Here is a 14,958-nt window from a genome sequence, read left to right on the forward strand (position 1 = left end):
GGAGACACATCCATGACCGATCGTCCCTGGCTCAGCAGCTACCCGCAAGGCATGCCTGCCGATATCGACCCTTCGCAATACCCGTCGCTGGTGGCACTCATGGAAGAGAGCTTTACCAAGTACGCCGACCGCACCGCCTACAGCTTCATGGGCAAGGACATGAGCTACAGGGAAACCGACAAGCTGAGCAAGGCTTTCGGGGCCTACCTGCAAGGGCTGGGCCTGGTCAAGGGCGATCGCGTGGCCGTGATGATGCCCAACTGCCCGCAGTACCCGATCGCGGTGGCGGCCATCCTGCGCGCCGGCCTGATCCTGGTGAACGTGAACCCGCTGTACACGCCGCGCGAACTCGAGCACCAGCTCAAGGACTCGGGGGCGAAGGCCATCGTCATCATGGAGAACTTCGGCACCACGCTGCAGCAGTGCATCGCAGCCACGCCCATCAAGCACATCGTGCTCGCGGCCATGGGCGACCGGCTCGGTTTCCTGAAAGGCGCGCTCGTCAACTACGTGGTTCGCAACGTGAAGAAGCTGGTGCCGCACTTCAGCCTGCCGGGTGCGGTGCGCTTCAACGATGCGCTCGACCAGGGCGCGGGCCGCACCCTGCAGGTGCCGGTCATCGGCCCTGACGACGTGGCCGTGCTGCAGTACACCGGCGGCACCACCGGCGTTTCGAAGGGCGCGGTGCTGCTGCACCGCAACGTGATCGCCAACGTGCTGCAGTCCGAAGCCTGGAACGAGCCCGTCATGGCGCAGGTGCCGGCCGGCGAGCAGCCCACGGGCGTTTGCGCGCTGCCGCTTTATCACATCTTCGCCTTCACGGTGGGCATGATGCTGAGCATGCGCACGGGCGGCAAGCTGATCCTGATCCCGAATCCGCGCGACCTGGCGGGTGTGCTCAAGGAGCTCTCCAAGCACACGATCCACAGCTTTCCCGCGGTCAACACGCTGTTCAACGGCCTGGCCAACCATCCTGACTTCAACACCGTCAACTGGAAGAACCTCAAGGTCTCGGTCGGCGGCGGCATGGCCGTGCAGGCCGCGGTCGCCAAGCTCTGGCTCGAGAAAACCGGCTGCCCGATCTGCGAGGGCTACGGCCTTTCCGAGACCTCGCCCTCGGCCACCTGCAACCCGACCAACAGCAAGGCCTACACCGCCACCATCGGCCTGCCGCTGCCGAGCACCTGGCTCAAGCTGCTCGACGACGATGGCCGCGAAGTGCCGCCGGGCCAGCCCGGCGAAATCGCGATCAAGGGCCCGCAGGTGATGGCCGGCTACTGGCAGCGCCCCGACGAAACCGCCAAGGTCATGACGCCGGACGGGTACTTCAAGAGCGGCGACATCGGCGTGGTCGACGAACGCGGCTACTTCAAGGTGGTCGACCGCAAGAAGGACATGATCCTGGTCTCGGGCTTCAACGTGTACCCGAACGAGATCGAAGACGTGGTGGCGCAGATTCCGGGCGTGCTCGAATGCGCGGCCGTGGGCGTGAGCGACGACAAGACGGGCGAAGCCGTCAAGCTCGTGCTCGTCAAGAAGGACGAGTCGCTGACCGAAGCGCAGGTGCGCGAATACTGCAGAGCGAACCTTACGGGTTACAAGCAGCCCCGAACCGTCGAGTTCCGCACCGAGCTGCCGAAGACGCCGGTCGGCAAGATCCTGCGGCGCGAACTGCGGGAAGCCAGAAAGTAAGGGTTCGGCCCGGGTAGGGCCGCGGCATCGATCTTGCATATTGCGGGTCGATGCTTCGCTTCCTACTCACTCGGGTGAGCTTGCTGGTGCCGACCTTCATCGGCATGACGCTGCTCGCCTTCTTTCTCATCCGGCTGGTGCCGGGCGACCCGATTGAAACCATGGCCGGCGAGCGCGGGATCGACCCCGCGCGCCACGCCCAGCTGCGCACGGCCTATGGCTTCGACAAGCCGGTGATCGTGCAATACGGCATCTACATCGGCCGTGTGCTGCATGGCGATCTGGGCAAATCGATCATCACGCAGGAATCGGTCGCAAGCGAGTTTCTCGCGCTGTTTCCCGCCACCGTCGAGCTCGGCGTGTGCGCGATTGTCTTTGCGCTGGTGCTGGGGCTTCCGGCCGGCATTCTTGCGGCGGTGCGGCGCAATTCCATCTTCGACCATGGCGTGATGGCCACCTCGCTCACCGGCTATTCGATGCCGATCTTCTGGTGGGGGCTGCTGCTGATCCTGTTCTTCTCGGTGCAGCTGGGCTGGACGCCGGTGTCGGGCCGCATTGCGGTGCAATATTTCGTCGAGCCCGAGACCGGCTTCCTGCTGATCGACGCACTGCGCGCGGGCGACACCGATGCCTTCTGGTCGGCCCTGCACCACCTGATTCTTCCGGCCATCGTGCTCGGCACCGTGCCGCTGGCGGTCATCGCACGCATGACGCGTTCGGCCATGCTCGAGGTCCTGGGCGAAGACTACATTCGCACCGCGCGCGCCAAGGGCCTCTCGCGCTTTCGCGTGGTGGCGCTGCATGCATTGCGCAACGCGCTGATCCCCGTGGTCACGGTGATCGGCCTCCAGGTGGGCGTGCTCTTCACGGGCGCCATCCTCACCGAAACCATCTTCTCCTGGCCCGGCGTCGGCAAGTGGCTCATCGAAGCGATCGGCCGGCGCGACTACCCTGTGCTGCAGGGCGGCATGCTGCTGCTGGGCGGCATCGTGATGCTGGTCAACCTGCTGGTCGATGTGACCTACGGCGTCATCAACCCCAGGATCCGGCGCTGAACATGGCCTCGACCGACATCATGTCCCCGTCCGGTGCGAGCAAGGCGCCGCCCGGGCCCTGGCGCGAGTTCTGGACCTCCTTCTCCGCCAACCGCGGCGCGGTCATCGGACTCGCCACCATCGTGGTGCTGCTGCTCGTGGCGCTGTTCGCGCCGTGGATTGCGCCGCATGCGCCGAACGAAACCAACAGCGCCGTCTTCCTGCAGCCGCCGGCCTGGCAGCAGGGCGGCTCAATGAGCTACCTGCTGGGCACCGACGCCATCGGGCGCGACATTCTTTCGCGCCTCATGCACGGCGCGCGGCTCTCGCTGTCGATCGGCGTTGCCGTGGTGGCGCTCTCGGTGGTGACGGGCATCGTGCTCGGCCTGATTGCGGGGTTCTTTCGCGGCGTGCTGGAGATCGCGATCATGCGGCTGATGGACATCGTGCTCACGCTGCCGAGCCTGCTGCTGGCCATCGTGATCGTGGCCATCCTCGGGCCGGGGCTGGTCAACGCGATGCTCGCCGTGGCGATCGTGGTGCTGCCGCACTACGTGCGCATCACCCGCGCGGCCGTTATCGCCGAAGTGTCGCGCGACTACGTCACGGCGGCACGCGTGAGCGGCGCCGGCACGCTGCGCCTGATGTTCAGCGAGGTGCTGCCCAACTGCGCGGCACCGCTCATCGTGCAGGCCTCGCTCGGCATCTCCACGGCCATTCTCGATGCGGCCGCGCTCGGCTTCCTGGGCCTCGGCGCGCAGCCGCCGTCACCCGAATGGGGAACGATGCTGGCCGATGCGCGCGAGTTCGTGCTGCGCGCCTGGTGGGTCGTCACCTTCCCGGGCCTGGCCATCCTCGCGGCCGTGCTGGCCTTCAACCTGCTGGGCGACGGCCTGCGCGACGCGCTCGACCCGAAGCTCAAGAGATGAACATGCTGCTGGACATCAAGGACCTGCATGTGGAGTTCCCCACGCAAGGCGGCGTGCTGCATGCCGTCGACGGCGTGAGCCTCACGCTCGAGGAGGGCGAGGTCCTTGGCATCGTCGGCGAATCGGGCTCGGGCAAGAGCGTGACCATGATGGCGCTGATGGGCCTCGTCGGCTTTCCGGGCCGGGTGCGCGCGGACCACATGCGCTTTGCGGGCAAGGAGCTGCTCGGCATTTCCGACAAGGCCCGCCGCGCGCTGGTCGGCAAGGAGGTCGCGATGATCTTCCAGGAGCCGACCACCAGCCTCAACCCCTGCTTCACCATCGGCTTCCAGCTGATGGAAACGCTGCGGCTGCATCTGCACCTGGACCGGCGCACGGCAAAGAAGCGCGCGACCGAACTGCTCGAACAGGTCGGCATACCCGCCGCGTCGTCGCGCCTTGGCAGCTACCCGCACCAGCTTTCGGGCGGCATGAACCAGCGCGTGATGATCGCGATGGCCATTGCCTGCAATCCGCGCCTCTTGATCGCCGACGAGCCGACCACCGCGCTCGACGTGACGATCCAGGCACAGATCCTCGACCTGCTGCGCGACCTGCAGAAAGAGCGCGGCATGGCGCTGGTGCTCATCACGCACAACATGGGCGTGGTGAGCGAAATGGCGCAGCGCATTGCCGTCATGTATGCGGGCCAGGTGATGGAGCAGCAGCGCGTCGACCGGCTCTTCGCGAATCCGCAACACCCCTATACCGAGGCCCTGCTGGCCGCGTTGCCCGAGCGCGCGGCGCCCGAGGGGCGGCTTGCCACCATCGCGGGCGTGGTGCCCGGCGTGCACGACCGGCCCACCGGTTGCCTGTTCGCGCCGCGCTGCAGCTACGTGACGACGAAGGCCTGCAACGTGCGGCCGGCGCTGCGTGCGGTCGCGTCTCAACCGGGCGCCGAAGTGCGCTGCCATTTTCCGCTCGGCGAGCCGGGGCGGCTGGCCGCCATCGAGGCAGACCGGCCGCGGTCGCAAGCCATGGAGGTGCTGCCGTGAGCGCCGCACTGGGCGATGTGGTCGTCGATGCGCGCAACCTGCAGCGCACCTACGCCGTACGGCGCGGCATGTTCCGCGCGCCTGCGCAGCTGCGCGCGGTGGGCGATATCTCGTTTCGCATCGAGCGCGGCCGCACGCTGGCGGTGGTCGGCGAATCGGGTTGCGGCAAGTCCACGCTCGCGCGCATGGTCGCGCTGATCGAGAAGCCGACGGCCGGGCAGCTCACGCTGGTCGGCCACGATGCGGTGGACCCGCCCGCCGAGCGCCGGCGCGAGCTGCGTCAGGCCGTTCAGCTGGTGTTCCAGAACCCCTATGGCTCGCTCAATCCGCGCAAGAAGATCTCCACCGTGCTCGAAGATCCGCTGGCCATCAACACCACGCTCGGCAAGACCGAGCGCGCTGCCAAGGCGCGCGAGATGCTCGCGCGCGTGGGCCTGCGGCCCGAGTACGCCAACCGCTATCCGCACATGTTCTCGGGCGGGCAGCGCCAGCGCATTGCCATTGCGCGCGCGCTCATGCTGGAGCCGCGCCTCCTGGTAGCCGACGAGCCGGTGTCGGCGCTCGACGTGTCGATCCAGGCGCAGGTGCTGAACCTGCTGGCCGACCTGCAGGCCGAACTCGGCCTGGCCTACCTCTTCATTTCGCACGACCTGGGCGTGGTGCGGCACATCGCGCACGACGTGCTGGTGATGTACCTCGGCCATGCGGTGGAGCAGGGCCCGAAGGCGCGCATCTTCGCGCGGCCGCTGCATCCCTACACGCAGGCGCTGCTGGCGTCCACGCCCGGGCTCAGCAGCCAGCGCATCGTGCTCAAGGGCGAGCTGCCATCGCCGCTGAATCCGCCGCCCGGCTGCGTCTTCAGCACGCGCTGCCCGCACGTGACAGAGCGCTGCCGCGAAGAGCGGCCCTTGCTGCGCGCGCTCGACGAGCGGCTGGTGGCCTGCCACTACGCCGAGAAGTTTCTCGAAGGCGCTGCGCCGGTGCGCGCCGACTTGCCGTTGTCTCCGCCGTTCGTCGCGCCTCTGGCGATGAAAACCTAGTTCACTTCAACCCGTGTCCCAAGGAGTTGCCATGAAGACCCAGCCATCCATTTCGCGCCGCTTGCCAAAGCTTGCCGCGCTGCTCGCGCCGACGGCACTTGCCGTGCTCACCCTCGCCTCCGGCGCCGTGTCCGCCAAGACGCTGGTCTACTGTTCGGAGGGCAGCCCCGAGAACTTCTATCCGGGCGTGAACACCACCGGCACCTCGTTCGACGTGACCACGCAGGTCTACAACACCATCGTCGAGTTCGAGCGCGGCGGCACCAAGGTCGTGCCCGGCCTGGCAGAAAAATGGGACATCTCGGCCGATGGCACGCAGTACACCTTCCACCTGCGCAAGGGCGTCAAGTGGCACAGCACCAGCAAGACTTTCAAGCCCACGCGCGACTTCAACGCCGACGACTTCATCTTCATGCTCGAACGGCAGTGGAAGGAGAGCGACCCCTTCTTCAAGGTCACGAGCCAGAACCACTCCTACTTCAACGACATGGGCATGCCCAAGCTCTTGAAGTCGGTCGACCGCGTCGACGAGTACACGGTGAAGATCGTGCTCAACCAGGCCGAGGCGCCGTTCCTGGCCAACCTCGCGATGCAGTACGCCGGCATCCAGTCGAAGGAATACGCCATCGCCATGCTGAAGGCCGGCACGCCGGAGAAGGTCGACCAGGACCCGGTCGGCACCGGACCGTTCTACCTCGTGCAATACCAGAAGGATGCGGTCATCCGCTTCAAGGCCTTCCCGCAGTACTGGGGCGGCAAGGCGAAGATCGACGACCTCGTGTTCGCGATCACGCCCGATGCCTCGGTGCGCTGGGCCAAGCTGCAGAAGGGCGAATGCCACGTCATGCCGTACCCGAACCCGGCCGACCTCGATGCGATCCGCAAGGACCCGAACGTGCAGGTGCTCGAGCAGCCCGGCCTCAACGTGGGCTACCTCTCGTACAACACCACCAAGAAGCCCTTTGACGACGTGCGCGTGCGCAAGGCCATCAACATGGCGATCAACAAGAAGGCGATCATCGACGGCGTGTACCTGTCGACCGGCGTGGCCGCGAAGAACCCGATCCCGCCCACGCTGTGGTCCTACAACGACGCGGTCAAGGACGACCCCTACGATCCCGAGGCCGCGAAGAAGCTGCTGGCGCAGGCCGGTTTTCCCGATGGCTTCTCGACCGACCTGTGGGCCATGCCGGTGCAGCGGCCCTACAACCCGAACGCCAAGCGCATTGCCGAATTGATGCAGGCCGATCTCGCCAAGATCAACGTCAAGGCCGAGATCAAGAGCTTCGAGTGGGGCGAATACCGCAAGCGCCTGCAGGCCGGCGAGCACCAGATGGGCATGCTGGGCTGGACCGGCGACAACGGCGACCCGGACAATTTCCTCTACACGCTGCTGGGCTGCGCCTCGGCCAAGTCGGCGAGCGGCAGCAACATCTCCAAGTTCTGCTACCAGCCGTATGAAGACCTGGTGCTGAAGGCCAAGAGCGCAACCAAGCAGGCCGACCGCGATGCGCTCTACAAGAAGGCGCAGGTCATCTTCAAGGAACAGGCGCCGTGGTTCACCATCGCGCATGCGGTGCAGCTGAAGCCGGTGCGCAAGGAAGTCGTCGACTTCAAGCTCAGTCCCTTCGGCCGCCACACCTTCTATGGCGTCGACATCAAGTAGCCGATGAGCGATGCACCGTTTGCCATCGTCGCTGCAATGCACGAGGAGCTCAGCGCGCTCCTCGCGCAGATGCCGGACGAGCAGCGCGTGCGCGTCGCGGGCCGCGACTTCTGGGTCGGCCATCTGCACGGCCAGCCGGTGGTCGCGGTGCTGTCGCGCATTGGCAAGGTGGCCGCTGCGGTCACGGCCACGGTGCTGCTCGAGCGCTTCGGCGTGCGGGCCATCGTGTTCACGGGCGTTGCCGGCGGGCTTGCGCCGGGCGTGAACGTGGGCGACGTGGTGGTCGCGTCGGAACTGCTGCAGCACGACCTCGACGCCTCGCCGATCTTTCCGAAGTACGAGGTGCCGCTCTCGGGCATGGCGCGCTTCGCGGCCGACGCGGCCATTGGCAATGCGCTGGCGGAGGTGGCGGCCGGTGTGCTGCGCGACCCGGTGGCGTTGATCGGCCAGCAGGCCGTCGACGAGTTCGGCATTCAAGCGCCCAAGGTGCACCGCGGCCTGCTGGTGAGCGGCGACCGCTTCGTGTCGACCAGCGCCGAGAGCGAGGCGCTGCGGCGCGACCTGCCCGACGCGCTCGCGGTCGAGATGGAAGGAGCCGCCATGGCGCAGGCGTGCCACGACTATGGCGTGCCGTTCGCAGCAATGCGGACGATTTCGGACCGCGCCGACGACGCCGCGCATGGCGACTTCGCGCGCTTCGTTGTCGAGGTGGCGAGCCGCTACAGCCTTGCGCTGGTCGATGCGTGGCTGGCCACGCTGCCTTCTTCCTCGGTAACGCCCGCTGCTACTTGAGCCAGCCGCGCCGGCGGAAGTACCACATCGGCACCAGCGCGCTGGCCGCCATCAATGCCAGCGCATACGGATAGCCCAGCGACCAGTCGAGCTCGGGCATGAACTTGAAGTTCATGCCGTAGATGCTCGCGATCAGCGTGGGCGGCAGCAGCGCCACGCTGGCCACCGAGAAGATCTTGATGGTCTTGTTCTGGTTGATGTTGATGAAACCGACGGTCGCATCCATCAGGAAGTTGATCTTGTCGAACAGGAAGGCCGTGTGGTTGTCGAGCGATTCGATGTCGCGCAGGATCTGCCGCGCCTCCTCGAACTGCTCGGCGTTGAGCATGCGGCTGCGCATCATGAAGCTCACCGCGCGGCGCGTGTCCATCACGTTGCGGCGGATGCGGCCGTTCAAGTCTTCCTGGCGCGCGATCGCCGCCAGAACTTCGCCGGCCAGCTCGTCGCTGACGTTGCCTTCGAGCACCTTCTTGCCGGCCACTTCGAGTTCGTCGTAGATGTTCTCGAGCGTGTCGGCCGAGTATTCGGCGTCGGCGTCGAACAGCTTGAGCAGCACTTCCTTCGCGTCCTCGATGAGTCCCGGCGCGCGGCGTGCGCGCATGCGCAGCAGGCGGAACACGGGCACGTCTTCGTCGTGGATCGAGAACAGCACGCCGCGGCTGCGCAGTTCGGTGTTGTGCTGGTTCAGGATGAACGCCACGCGCACCGACCGCGGGTCTTCGTCGTCGTCGATCAGGAAGTCGGAGCGGATGTGCAGTTCGCCGTTGTCTTCTTCATAGAAGCGCGCCGACTCCTCGATGTCCTCGTCCATCGCGTCCTCGGGAATCGAAAGGCCGTAGTACTGCTTGATCCAGCGCTTCTCTTCGAGGGTGGGCGATTCGAGGTCGACCCAGATCGGCTGGAACTTGGAAAGCTCCTCGAGCGCTTCGATCTCTTCCTGGACGAGGCGGCCGTTGGCGAGCGTAAAGATATTGAGCATGGGCTCACTCCCGTGAAATGGCTGAGGCGATGGGGCGAGGGAAGGGGCGCTTTCAATTCCCGGTCCCGCGCAGGCAAGGCGTCAGAGGGGAGTTGAAAGCTGCCGAGACGGGGCGGTTTCCAAGGTGCGGTCTCCAGTTGCAGCGAGGCGCGATTATGTCATCGGCCATGTGACGGGAGGCTGCCGATCTGGATGGACATACAGTAAAGTTGCGGCCATGCAGACCGCTGCGCTCCCTGTTTTTTCCGCCGCCGGTGCCACCCAGGCCGAGCGCCTGGCCGCGGCGCTCTCTACGCTCAACGACGAGCAGCGCGCCGCGGTCGAACACCTGGACGAACGTCCGCTGCTGGTGATTGCCGGTGCGGGCTCCGGCAAGACCAGCACGCTGGCGCACCGGGTGGCGCACCTGATCGCCGGCGGCGTCGACCCGCAGCGCCTGCTGCTTTTGACCTTCTCGCGCCGCGCGGCGCTTGAAATGGAGCGCCGCGCGGGCCAAGTGCTGGCGCGCGTCCTCGGACTCAAGTCAGAAAAGCCACCCGCGCTGCCGTGGGCCGGCACCTTCCACGGCATCGGGGCGCGCCTGCTGCGCGAGTACGCCGCGCACATCGGCCTCGACGACCACTTCACGATCCACGACCGCGGCGACGCCGAGGACCTGATGGGCCTGGTGCGGCACGAGCTCGGCCTGTCGTCGAGCGTGAACCGTTTTCCGCGCAAGGGCACCTGCCTTTCGATCTACTCGCGCTGCGTCAACACGCGCGCCCCGCTGGCCGATGTGCTTGCGGAAGCTTTTCCGTGGTGCGCAGAATGGGAGGCCGAGCTCAAGCGCCTGTTCGGCGCCTACGTGGAGGCCAAGCAGCAGCAGAACGTGCTCGACTACGACGACCTGCTGCTCTATTGGGCCGGCATGGTGGCCGAGCCGGCGCTCGCCGGACTGGTCGGCGCGCGTTTCGACCACGTGCTGGTCGACGAGTACCAGGACACCAACCTGCTCCAGGCCTCGATTCTTCTTGCGCTCAAGCCCGATGGCCGGGGCGTGACGGTGGTGGGCGACGACGCGCAGTCGATTTACTCGTTTCGCGGCGCAACGGTGCGTAACATCCTCGACTTTCCGTTGCAGTTTTCGCAGGCCGCGCGGGTGGTCACGCTGGAGCGCAACTACCGCTCCACGCAGCCGATCCTCGACGTCTCGAACCGGGTCATCGCGCAGGCCGCCGAGCGGCATGCCAAGACCCTCTGGACCGACAAGCCCTCGGCGGGCAGGCCCCAACTGGTGCTGGTGCCCGACGAGGCGCAGCAGGCGGTCTGGGTGGCCGACAAGGTGCTGGCGCACCGCGAGGGCGGCCTCGCGCTCAAGTCGCAAGCGGTGCTGTTTCGCGCTTCCACGCACAGTGCGCCGCTCGAACTCGAGCTGGCCCGCCGCAACATCCCGTTCGTGAAATACGGCGGCCTCAAGTTCCTCGAGGCCTCGCATGTGAAGGACCTGCTCGCGGTGCTGCGCTTTGCCGAAAACCCGCGCGGCCGCATGGCGGGTTTTCGCGTCACGCAGCTCATCCCGGGCATCGGGCCCGCCACGGGCGCGCGGCTGCTCGACGCCATGGACCAGGCGGCCGACCCGGTGGCGGCGGTGCGCGAGTTCGTGCCGCCCTCGGCCGCGCGCGCCGAATGGGCGGTGTTCGCCGAGGCCTACGCGGCGCTGTGCGCGCCTGCGCTGGCATGGCCGGCCGACGTGGAACTGGCGGTGCGCTGGTACCTGCCGCATCTCGAGCGGCTCTACGACGACCCTTCCGGCGTGCGGCGCGGCGACGTCGAGCAGCTGGCGCGGCTGGCGTCGGGCTATGCCTCGCGCGAGCGCTTCCTGACCGAGCTCACGCTCGATCCGCCCGAGGCGACGAGCGACCGGCCGGGCCCGCCCTCGCTCGACGAGGACTACCTCATCCTTTCCACCATCCACTCGGCGAAAGGGCAGGAATGGAACTCCGTGCATGTGCTCAACGTGGTCGACGGCTGCCTGCCGGCCGACGTGGCGCAGGGCGCGCATGAACTCGAAGAGGAACGGCGGCTGCTCTACGTGGCGATGACCCGCGCACGCGACCATCTGCACCTGCTGGTGCCGCAGCGTTTCTACGTGACGCAGCAGGCCGTGCGGGGAGACCGCCATCTGTACGCCAACCGCACGCGCTTCATCACCGAGGCGGATCTTGCGGGCTTCGAACAGCAGACCTGGCCCGCGCCGCCCGCGCGTGCACCCGCCGTGCCGCCACCGGCCGCCGTGATCGATCTGCGCAACCGCATGCGCGCCGCCTGGAGCTGAAACCGCAGGCCCTCCGCCTGGCAGGGTCACCGCTGGTGACGCACTGAAACACTTGCTGCCAAAGCGCCGCAGCGGCGGGCCCGCGTGCGCCGGCAGCTATGGAAGCTGTAGCGAAGTGGCGCCGGGCCGCTTGCGCATGCCCCGGTGGAAAGCCCGACTATTGCAATACCGTGACAGCTTGGGCATAGTGAATCGACCTTGCCTCTTTCCTCCCCTCTTTCCCCTCTTTTCCTTTCCCCTCTTTTCTCTTCTCCCCCCGACCCACATCTGATTTCGCCGGCCACGCTTCATTCCGGAGCGGGGTCATTTTCCCAACCGTCAATTCTCAGGAGGTCATTCATGAATTTGACGATCAGCGGTCATCACCTCGACGTCACACCTGCTTTGCGGACTTACGTCACGAGCAAGCTGGATCGGATCACACGGCACTTCGACCAGGTGGTCGATGTGAAGGTGCTCCTCACGGTGGAAAAGCAGAAGGAAAAGGAACGCCGCCAACGGGCGGAATGCAACATTCACGTCAAGGGCAATGACATGTTCGCGGAGTCGAGCCACGCTGATCTCTACGCTGCGGTCGATGAACTGGTCGACAAGCTCGACCGCCAAGTGGTGCGCCACAAGGACCGTCTGCAGGACCACCATCACGCGGCACCCAAGCGCGTGATGTAGGTAGCCACGGGCAAGGGCTTCGCGGCCCCTGCGACAAGCCGCCTTCGGGCGGCTTTTTGTTGCCCGGTTTTTGTTCTTGCGCCCCGGCGCCGCGAGGCCTCTGGGCAACATGTAGCCTAAAAGTAAGTAACAGGATTGGGGTTTTTACCAAGCGGGTGCATAATCGCCCCCGACTTCCCCCACCATGAATCGCCTCGCGTCCATCCTGCCGCCCGCTCAAGTGCTTGTGAGCGTTGACGCTACCAGCAAGAAGCGTGCTTTCGAAGAAGCGGGCTTGCTGTTCGAAAGCCTTCATGGCCTCGGCCGCGCCCTGATCACCGACAGCCTGTTTGCGCGCGAGCGCCTCGGTTCCACCGGTCTCGGGCACGGGGTTGCCATTCCGCATGGCCGCATCAAGGGCCTGAAGGCGCCGATGGCCGCGGTCTTCCAGCTCGCCAACCCCATCGGGTTCGATGCGCCGGACGAGCAGCCCGTCGGGCTGCTGATCTTCCTGCTGGTGCCCGAAGCGGCCACGCAGAAACACCTCGAAATCCTCTCCGAAATTGCCGAATTGCTGAGCGACGCCGGTCTGCGCGAGCAGATCAAGTCGAGCACCGATGCGGCTGCGCTGCACGGACTCATTGCCAACTGGCAATCGACGCAGGTCGCGTAGAGGTGGTCGTCGCCCCGGCAGAGCCGCTTCGCGGTATTCTGGGCTGCTCCAAACTGGGCGCTGAGCGCCGACTCCCCTACGCATGAAGCCGACCGTCATCAGTGCCGACGCCATGTTCGAGGAATTCCGCGGATCGCTCCGCTGGGAATGGCTCGCCGGCCTGGGTGCTTCCGAACGCCAATTCGACCCCGAGGTCATCAGCCGCGCCCAGTCGGCTGCCGATCTGGTCGGTTACCTCAATTACATCCATCCCTATCGCGTTCAGATCCTCGGTGCCCGCGAGGTGACCTACCTGACGCGCGGCAGCCAGGAAGACTGCGCGCGTCGCATCGCCCGCATCGTCACGCTCGAACCGCCGATGCTGGTGCTCGCCGACGGCCAGGCCGCGCCGGACGAGTTGCTATCGATTTGCGAGCGCGCCCAGCTGCCGCTGTTCGCCACCCGCGAGTCTTCGGCCTTCGTGATCGACCTGCTGCGGGCCTACCTGTCCAAGCATTTCGCGGAACGCACCTCGATGCACGGGGTGTTCATGGACATCCTGGGCATGGGGGTCATGATCACCGGCGAATCGGGGCTCGGCAAAAGCGAACTCGGGCTGGAGCTGATCTCGCGCGGCAACGGGCTGGTTGCCGACGACGCGGTCGACCTCTACCGCATCAACCAGAACACCATCGAGGGGCGCTGCCCCGACCTGCTGCTCAACCTGCTGGAAGTGCGCGGCATCGGCCTGCTCGACATCCGCGCCATCTTCGGCGAGACGGCCGTGCGCCGGAAGATGCGGCTCAAGCTCATCGTGCACCTGGTGCGGCGCGACAGCTTCGAGCGCGACTACGAGCGCATGCCCTCGGCGCCGCTCACGCAGGACGTGCTGGGCATCCCGGTGCGCAAGGTCATCATCCAGGTGGTGGCCGGCCGCAACATCGCCGTGCTGGTGGAAGCGGCGGTGCGCAATTCGATCCTGCAGCTGCGCGGCATCGACACCTATGCCGATTTCGTGGCGCGCCACCACAAGGCCATGGAAAACGGCCGCGACGGGGACTGAGGGGCGTTTGCCGCTACCTTTTGCTCGCGCAGTCGCCGCACAGGCCGTAGAGGGACATGGCGTGATCCTGCAGGATCCAGCCCTTGTCCTTTGAAATCATCTGCTGGCGGCGCTCGATTTCGGCGTCGTAGAACTCCTCGACCTTGCCGCACGACGTGCAGATCAGGTGGTCGTGGTGCGTGCCTTCGTTGAGCTCGTACACCGCCTTGCCGCTTTCGAAATGGCTGCGCTCCAGGATGCCGGCCTGCTCGAACTGGGTCAGCACGCGGTAGACCGTGGCCAGGCCGATGTCGGAGTGCTCGTTCAAAAGCACGCGAAACACGTCTTCGGCCGTCATGTGGCGCTGGCTGCCGGTCTGGAAGATCTCGAGGATCTTCAGGCGTGGCAATGTGGCCTTGAGGCCGGTATTCTTGAGTTCGTCGATGTTGGCCATGATGGTTCCTGCGCCCTGGGCTGCGGATGGGCCCTAAAAGGGCCAGCCGCTACAATGGCCGATCATATCGCTACCCCCCTTTTCTCCCATGCCTGCCATTCTCCAACGCCGTCCCTGGCTGCTGGCTGCGGCCGTCGCCGCGACGTTCTGCCTCGGCGCCTGCAGCGGCTTCAGCGACCGCACGCGTGGTGCGCTGTCGGCCATCACGCCCTACAAGGTCGAAGTGGTCCAGGGAAATTTCGTGTCCAAGGAACAGGTCGAGGCGCTCAAGCCCGGCATGTCGCGCCAGCAGGTGCGTGAAATTCTCGGCACCTCGCTCTTGACCGATGTCTTCCACAAGGATCGCTGGGACTACGTCTTCACGATCAAGCGCCAGGGCGTCGATCCGCAGGAACGCCGCCTGACCGTCTTCTTCAAGGGCGAGCTGCTCGACCGCTACGAAGGCGACTCGATGCCCAGCGAAGAAGAATTCGTCGCCACGCTCGACACCCGCAAGAAGAGCGGCAAGGTTCCGCCGCTCGAGGCGTCGGAAGAAGAGCTCAAGAAATTTACGCCCAAGGAAGACGCCAAGAAGGCCGACGCCACCACGACGGCCACCAACCTGCCGCCGTTGCCGGCCGCATACCCCCCGCTCGAAGCGGCGCGCTGAGCACGCGCCAGACAGCGAACGAGCGAGCGAGGG

General features: G+C 66.1%; 14 protein-coding genes. 12 read left to right on the top strand and 2 right to left on the bottom strand.

Annotation, left to right across the window (positions count from 1 at the left end):
- Positions 1-12 precede the first annotated feature (12 nt).
- From ACJ7Z0_RS18295 to ACJ7Z0_RS18325, 7 genes are read left to right on the top strand one after another with little or no spacing between them, the layout of a single operon-like run.
- On the top strand, positions 13-1,692 hold the full coding sequence (locus ACJ7Z0_RS18295) for a long-chain-fatty-acid--CoA ligase (protein ID WP_434790968.1): 1,680 nt from the start codon (positions 13-15) through the stop codon (positions 1,690-1,692).
- 50 nt (positions 1,693-1,742) lie between these two features.
- A complete protein-coding gene (locus tag ACJ7Z0_RS18300) occupies positions 1,743-2,747 on the top strand; it encodes an ABC transporter permease subunit (RefSeq protein WP_434790969.1) in 1,005 nt (334 codons plus the stop codon).
- Positions 2,748-2,749: 2 nt separating this feature from the next.
- Positions 2,750-3,655, top strand: coding sequence for an ABC transporter permease subunit (locus ACJ7Z0_RS18305; protein ID WP_434790970.1), 906 nt, complete (start codon positions 2,750-2,752; stop codon positions 3,653-3,655).
- A complete protein-coding gene (locus ACJ7Z0_RS18310) occupies positions 3,652-4,689 on the top strand; it encodes an ABC transporter ATP-binding protein (protein WP_434790971.1) in 1,038 nt (345 codons plus the stop codon). Before ACJ7Z0_RS18305 ends, ACJ7Z0_RS18310 begins: the two co-directional genes overlap by 4 nt.
- On the top strand, positions 4,686-5,729 hold the full coding sequence (locus ACJ7Z0_RS18315; RefSeq protein ID WP_434790972.1) for a peptide ABC transporter ATP-binding protein: 1,044 nt from the start codon (positions 4,686-4,688) through the stop codon (positions 5,727-5,729). Before ACJ7Z0_RS18310 ends, ACJ7Z0_RS18315 begins: the two co-directional genes overlap by 4 nt.
- A gap of 31 nt (positions 5,730-5,760) precedes the next feature.
- Positions 5,761-7,395 carry an ABC transporter substrate-binding protein gene (locus ACJ7Z0_RS18320; protein ID WP_434790973.1) on the top strand — a complete coding sequence of 545 codons (1,635 nt, stop codon included), beginning with the start codon at positions 5,761-5,763 and terminating at the stop codon, positions 7,393-7,395.
- A 3-nt stretch (positions 7,396-7,398) separates the two neighbouring features.
- On the top strand, positions 7,399-8,187 hold the full coding sequence (locus ACJ7Z0_RS18325) for a 5'-methylthioadenosine/adenosylhomocysteine nucleosidase (RefSeq protein ID WP_434790974.1): 789 nt from the start codon (positions 7,399-7,401) through the stop codon (positions 8,185-8,187).
- Here the strand turns inward: ACJ7Z0_RS18325 and corA are convergent.
- Positions 8,180-9,166, bottom strand: coding sequence for a magnesium/cobalt transporter CorA (corA, locus tag ACJ7Z0_RS18330; RefSeq protein WP_055800760.1), 987 nt, complete (start codon positions 9,164-9,166; stop codon positions 8,180-8,182). The two genes, ACJ7Z0_RS18325 and corA, sit on opposite strands and share 8 nt — an antisense overlap.
- A 217-nt stretch (positions 9,167-9,383) precedes the next feature.
- Here corA and ACJ7Z0_RS18335 point away from each other — a divergent pair, with 217 nt between their 5' ends.
- The 4 genes from ACJ7Z0_RS18335 to hprK all read left to right on the top strand — a co-directional run bounded on the left by ACJ7Z0_RS18335 (position 9,384) and on the right by hprK (position 13,843).
- Positions 9,384-11,480, top strand: coding sequence for an ATP-dependent helicase (locus ACJ7Z0_RS18335; protein ID WP_434790975.1), 2,097 nt, complete (start codon positions 9,384-9,386; stop codon positions 11,478-11,480).
- 339 nt (positions 11,481-11,819) lie between these two features.
- The gene (gene hpf, locus ACJ7Z0_RS18340; protein ID WP_012745566.1) at positions 11,820-12,149 is read left to right on the top strand and encodes a ribosome hibernation-promoting factor, HPF/YfiA family; all 330 of its coding nucleotides are present in this window, start codon (positions 11,820-11,822) and stop codon (positions 12,147-12,149) included.
- Positions 12,150-12,333: 184 nt separating this feature from the next.
- A complete protein-coding gene (locus tag ACJ7Z0_RS18345; protein ID WP_055800763.1) occupies positions 12,334-12,801 on the top strand; it encodes a PTS sugar transporter subunit IIA in 468 nt (155 codons plus the stop codon).
- An 82-nt stretch (positions 12,802-12,883) separates the two neighbouring features.
- Positions 12,884-13,843, top strand: a complete 960-nt coding sequence (gene hprK / locus ACJ7Z0_RS18350) for an HPr(Ser) kinase/phosphatase (protein WP_093020694.1) — start codon at positions 12,884-12,886, stop codon at positions 13,841-13,843.
- Positions 13,844-13,856: 13 nt separating this feature from the next.
- Here hprK and fur read toward each other — a convergent pair whose 3' ends face one another.
- The gene (gene fur / locus ACJ7Z0_RS18355; protein ID WP_055800769.1) at positions 13,857-14,276 is read right to left on the bottom strand and encodes a ferric iron uptake transcriptional regulator; all 420 of its coding nucleotides are present in this window, start codon (positions 14,274-14,276) and stop codon (positions 13,857-13,859) included.
- Between the two features lie 88 nt (positions 14,277-14,364).
- Here fur and ACJ7Z0_RS18360 point away from each other — a divergent pair, with 88 nt between their 5' ends.
- Entirely contained in the window at positions 14,365-14,925 is a 561-nt protein-coding gene (locus ACJ7Z0_RS18360; protein ID WP_431125505.1) for an outer membrane protein assembly factor BamE, read from the top strand.
- Positions 14,926-14,958: the final 33 nt, after the last annotated feature.

This window comes from Variovorax palleresanus (genome assembly GCF_051144945.1).
Taxonomy (GTDB): domain Bacteria; phylum Pseudomonadota; class Gammaproteobacteria; order Burkholderiales; family Burkholderiaceae_C; genus Variovorax; species Variovorax paradoxus_S.

Bases quoted from the DNA above. Each gene is read 5' to 3' on its own strand.
- ACJ7Z0_RS18295 (WP_434790968.1), top strand. From the start codon at position 13: ATGACCGATCGTCCCTGGCTCAGCAGCTACCCGCAAGGCATGCCTGCC.
- ACJ7Z0_RS18300 (WP_434790969.1), top strand. From the start codon at position 1,743: ATGCTTCGCTTCCTACTCACTCGGGTGAGCTTGCTGGTGCCGACCTTC.
- ACJ7Z0_RS18305 (WP_434790970.1), top strand. From the start codon at position 2,750: ATGGCCTCGACCGACATCATGTCCCCGTCCGGTGCGAGCAAGGCGCCG.
- ACJ7Z0_RS18310 (WP_434790971.1), top strand. From the start codon at position 3,652: ATGAACATGCTGCTGGACATCAAGGACCTGCATGTGGAGTTCCCCACG.
- ACJ7Z0_RS18320 (WP_434790973.1), top strand. From the start codon at position 5,761: ATGAAGACCCAGCCATCCATTTCGCGCCGCTTGCCAAAGCTTGCCGCG.
- ACJ7Z0_RS18325 (WP_434790974.1), top strand. From the start codon at position 7,399: ATGAGCGATGCACCGTTTGCCATCGTCGCTGCAATGCACGAGGAGCTC.
- corA (WP_055800760.1), bottom strand. From the start codon at position 9,166: ATGCTCAATATCTTTACGCTCGCCAACGGCCGCCTCGTCCAGGAAGAG.
- ACJ7Z0_RS18335 (WP_434790975.1), top strand. From the start codon at position 9,384: ATGCAGACCGCTGCGCTCCCTGTTTTTTCCGCCGCCGGTGCCACCCAG.
- hpf (WP_012745566.1), top strand. From the start codon at position 11,820: ATGAATTTGACGATCAGCGGTCATCACCTCGACGTCACACCTGCTTTG.
- ACJ7Z0_RS18345 (WP_055800763.1), top strand. From the start codon at position 12,334: ATGAATCGCCTCGCGTCCATCCTGCCGCCCGCTCAAGTGCTTGTGAGC.
- hprK (WP_093020694.1), top strand. From the start codon at position 12,884: ATGAAGCCGACCGTCATCAGTGCCGACGCCATGTTCGAGGAATTCCGC.
- fur (WP_055800769.1), bottom strand. From the start codon at position 14,276: ATGGCCAACATCGACGAACTCAAGAATACCGGCCTCAAGGCCACATTG.
- ACJ7Z0_RS18360 (WP_431125505.1), top strand. From the start codon at position 14,365: ATGCCTGCCATTCTCCAACGCCGTCCCTGGCTGCTGGCTGCGGCCGTC.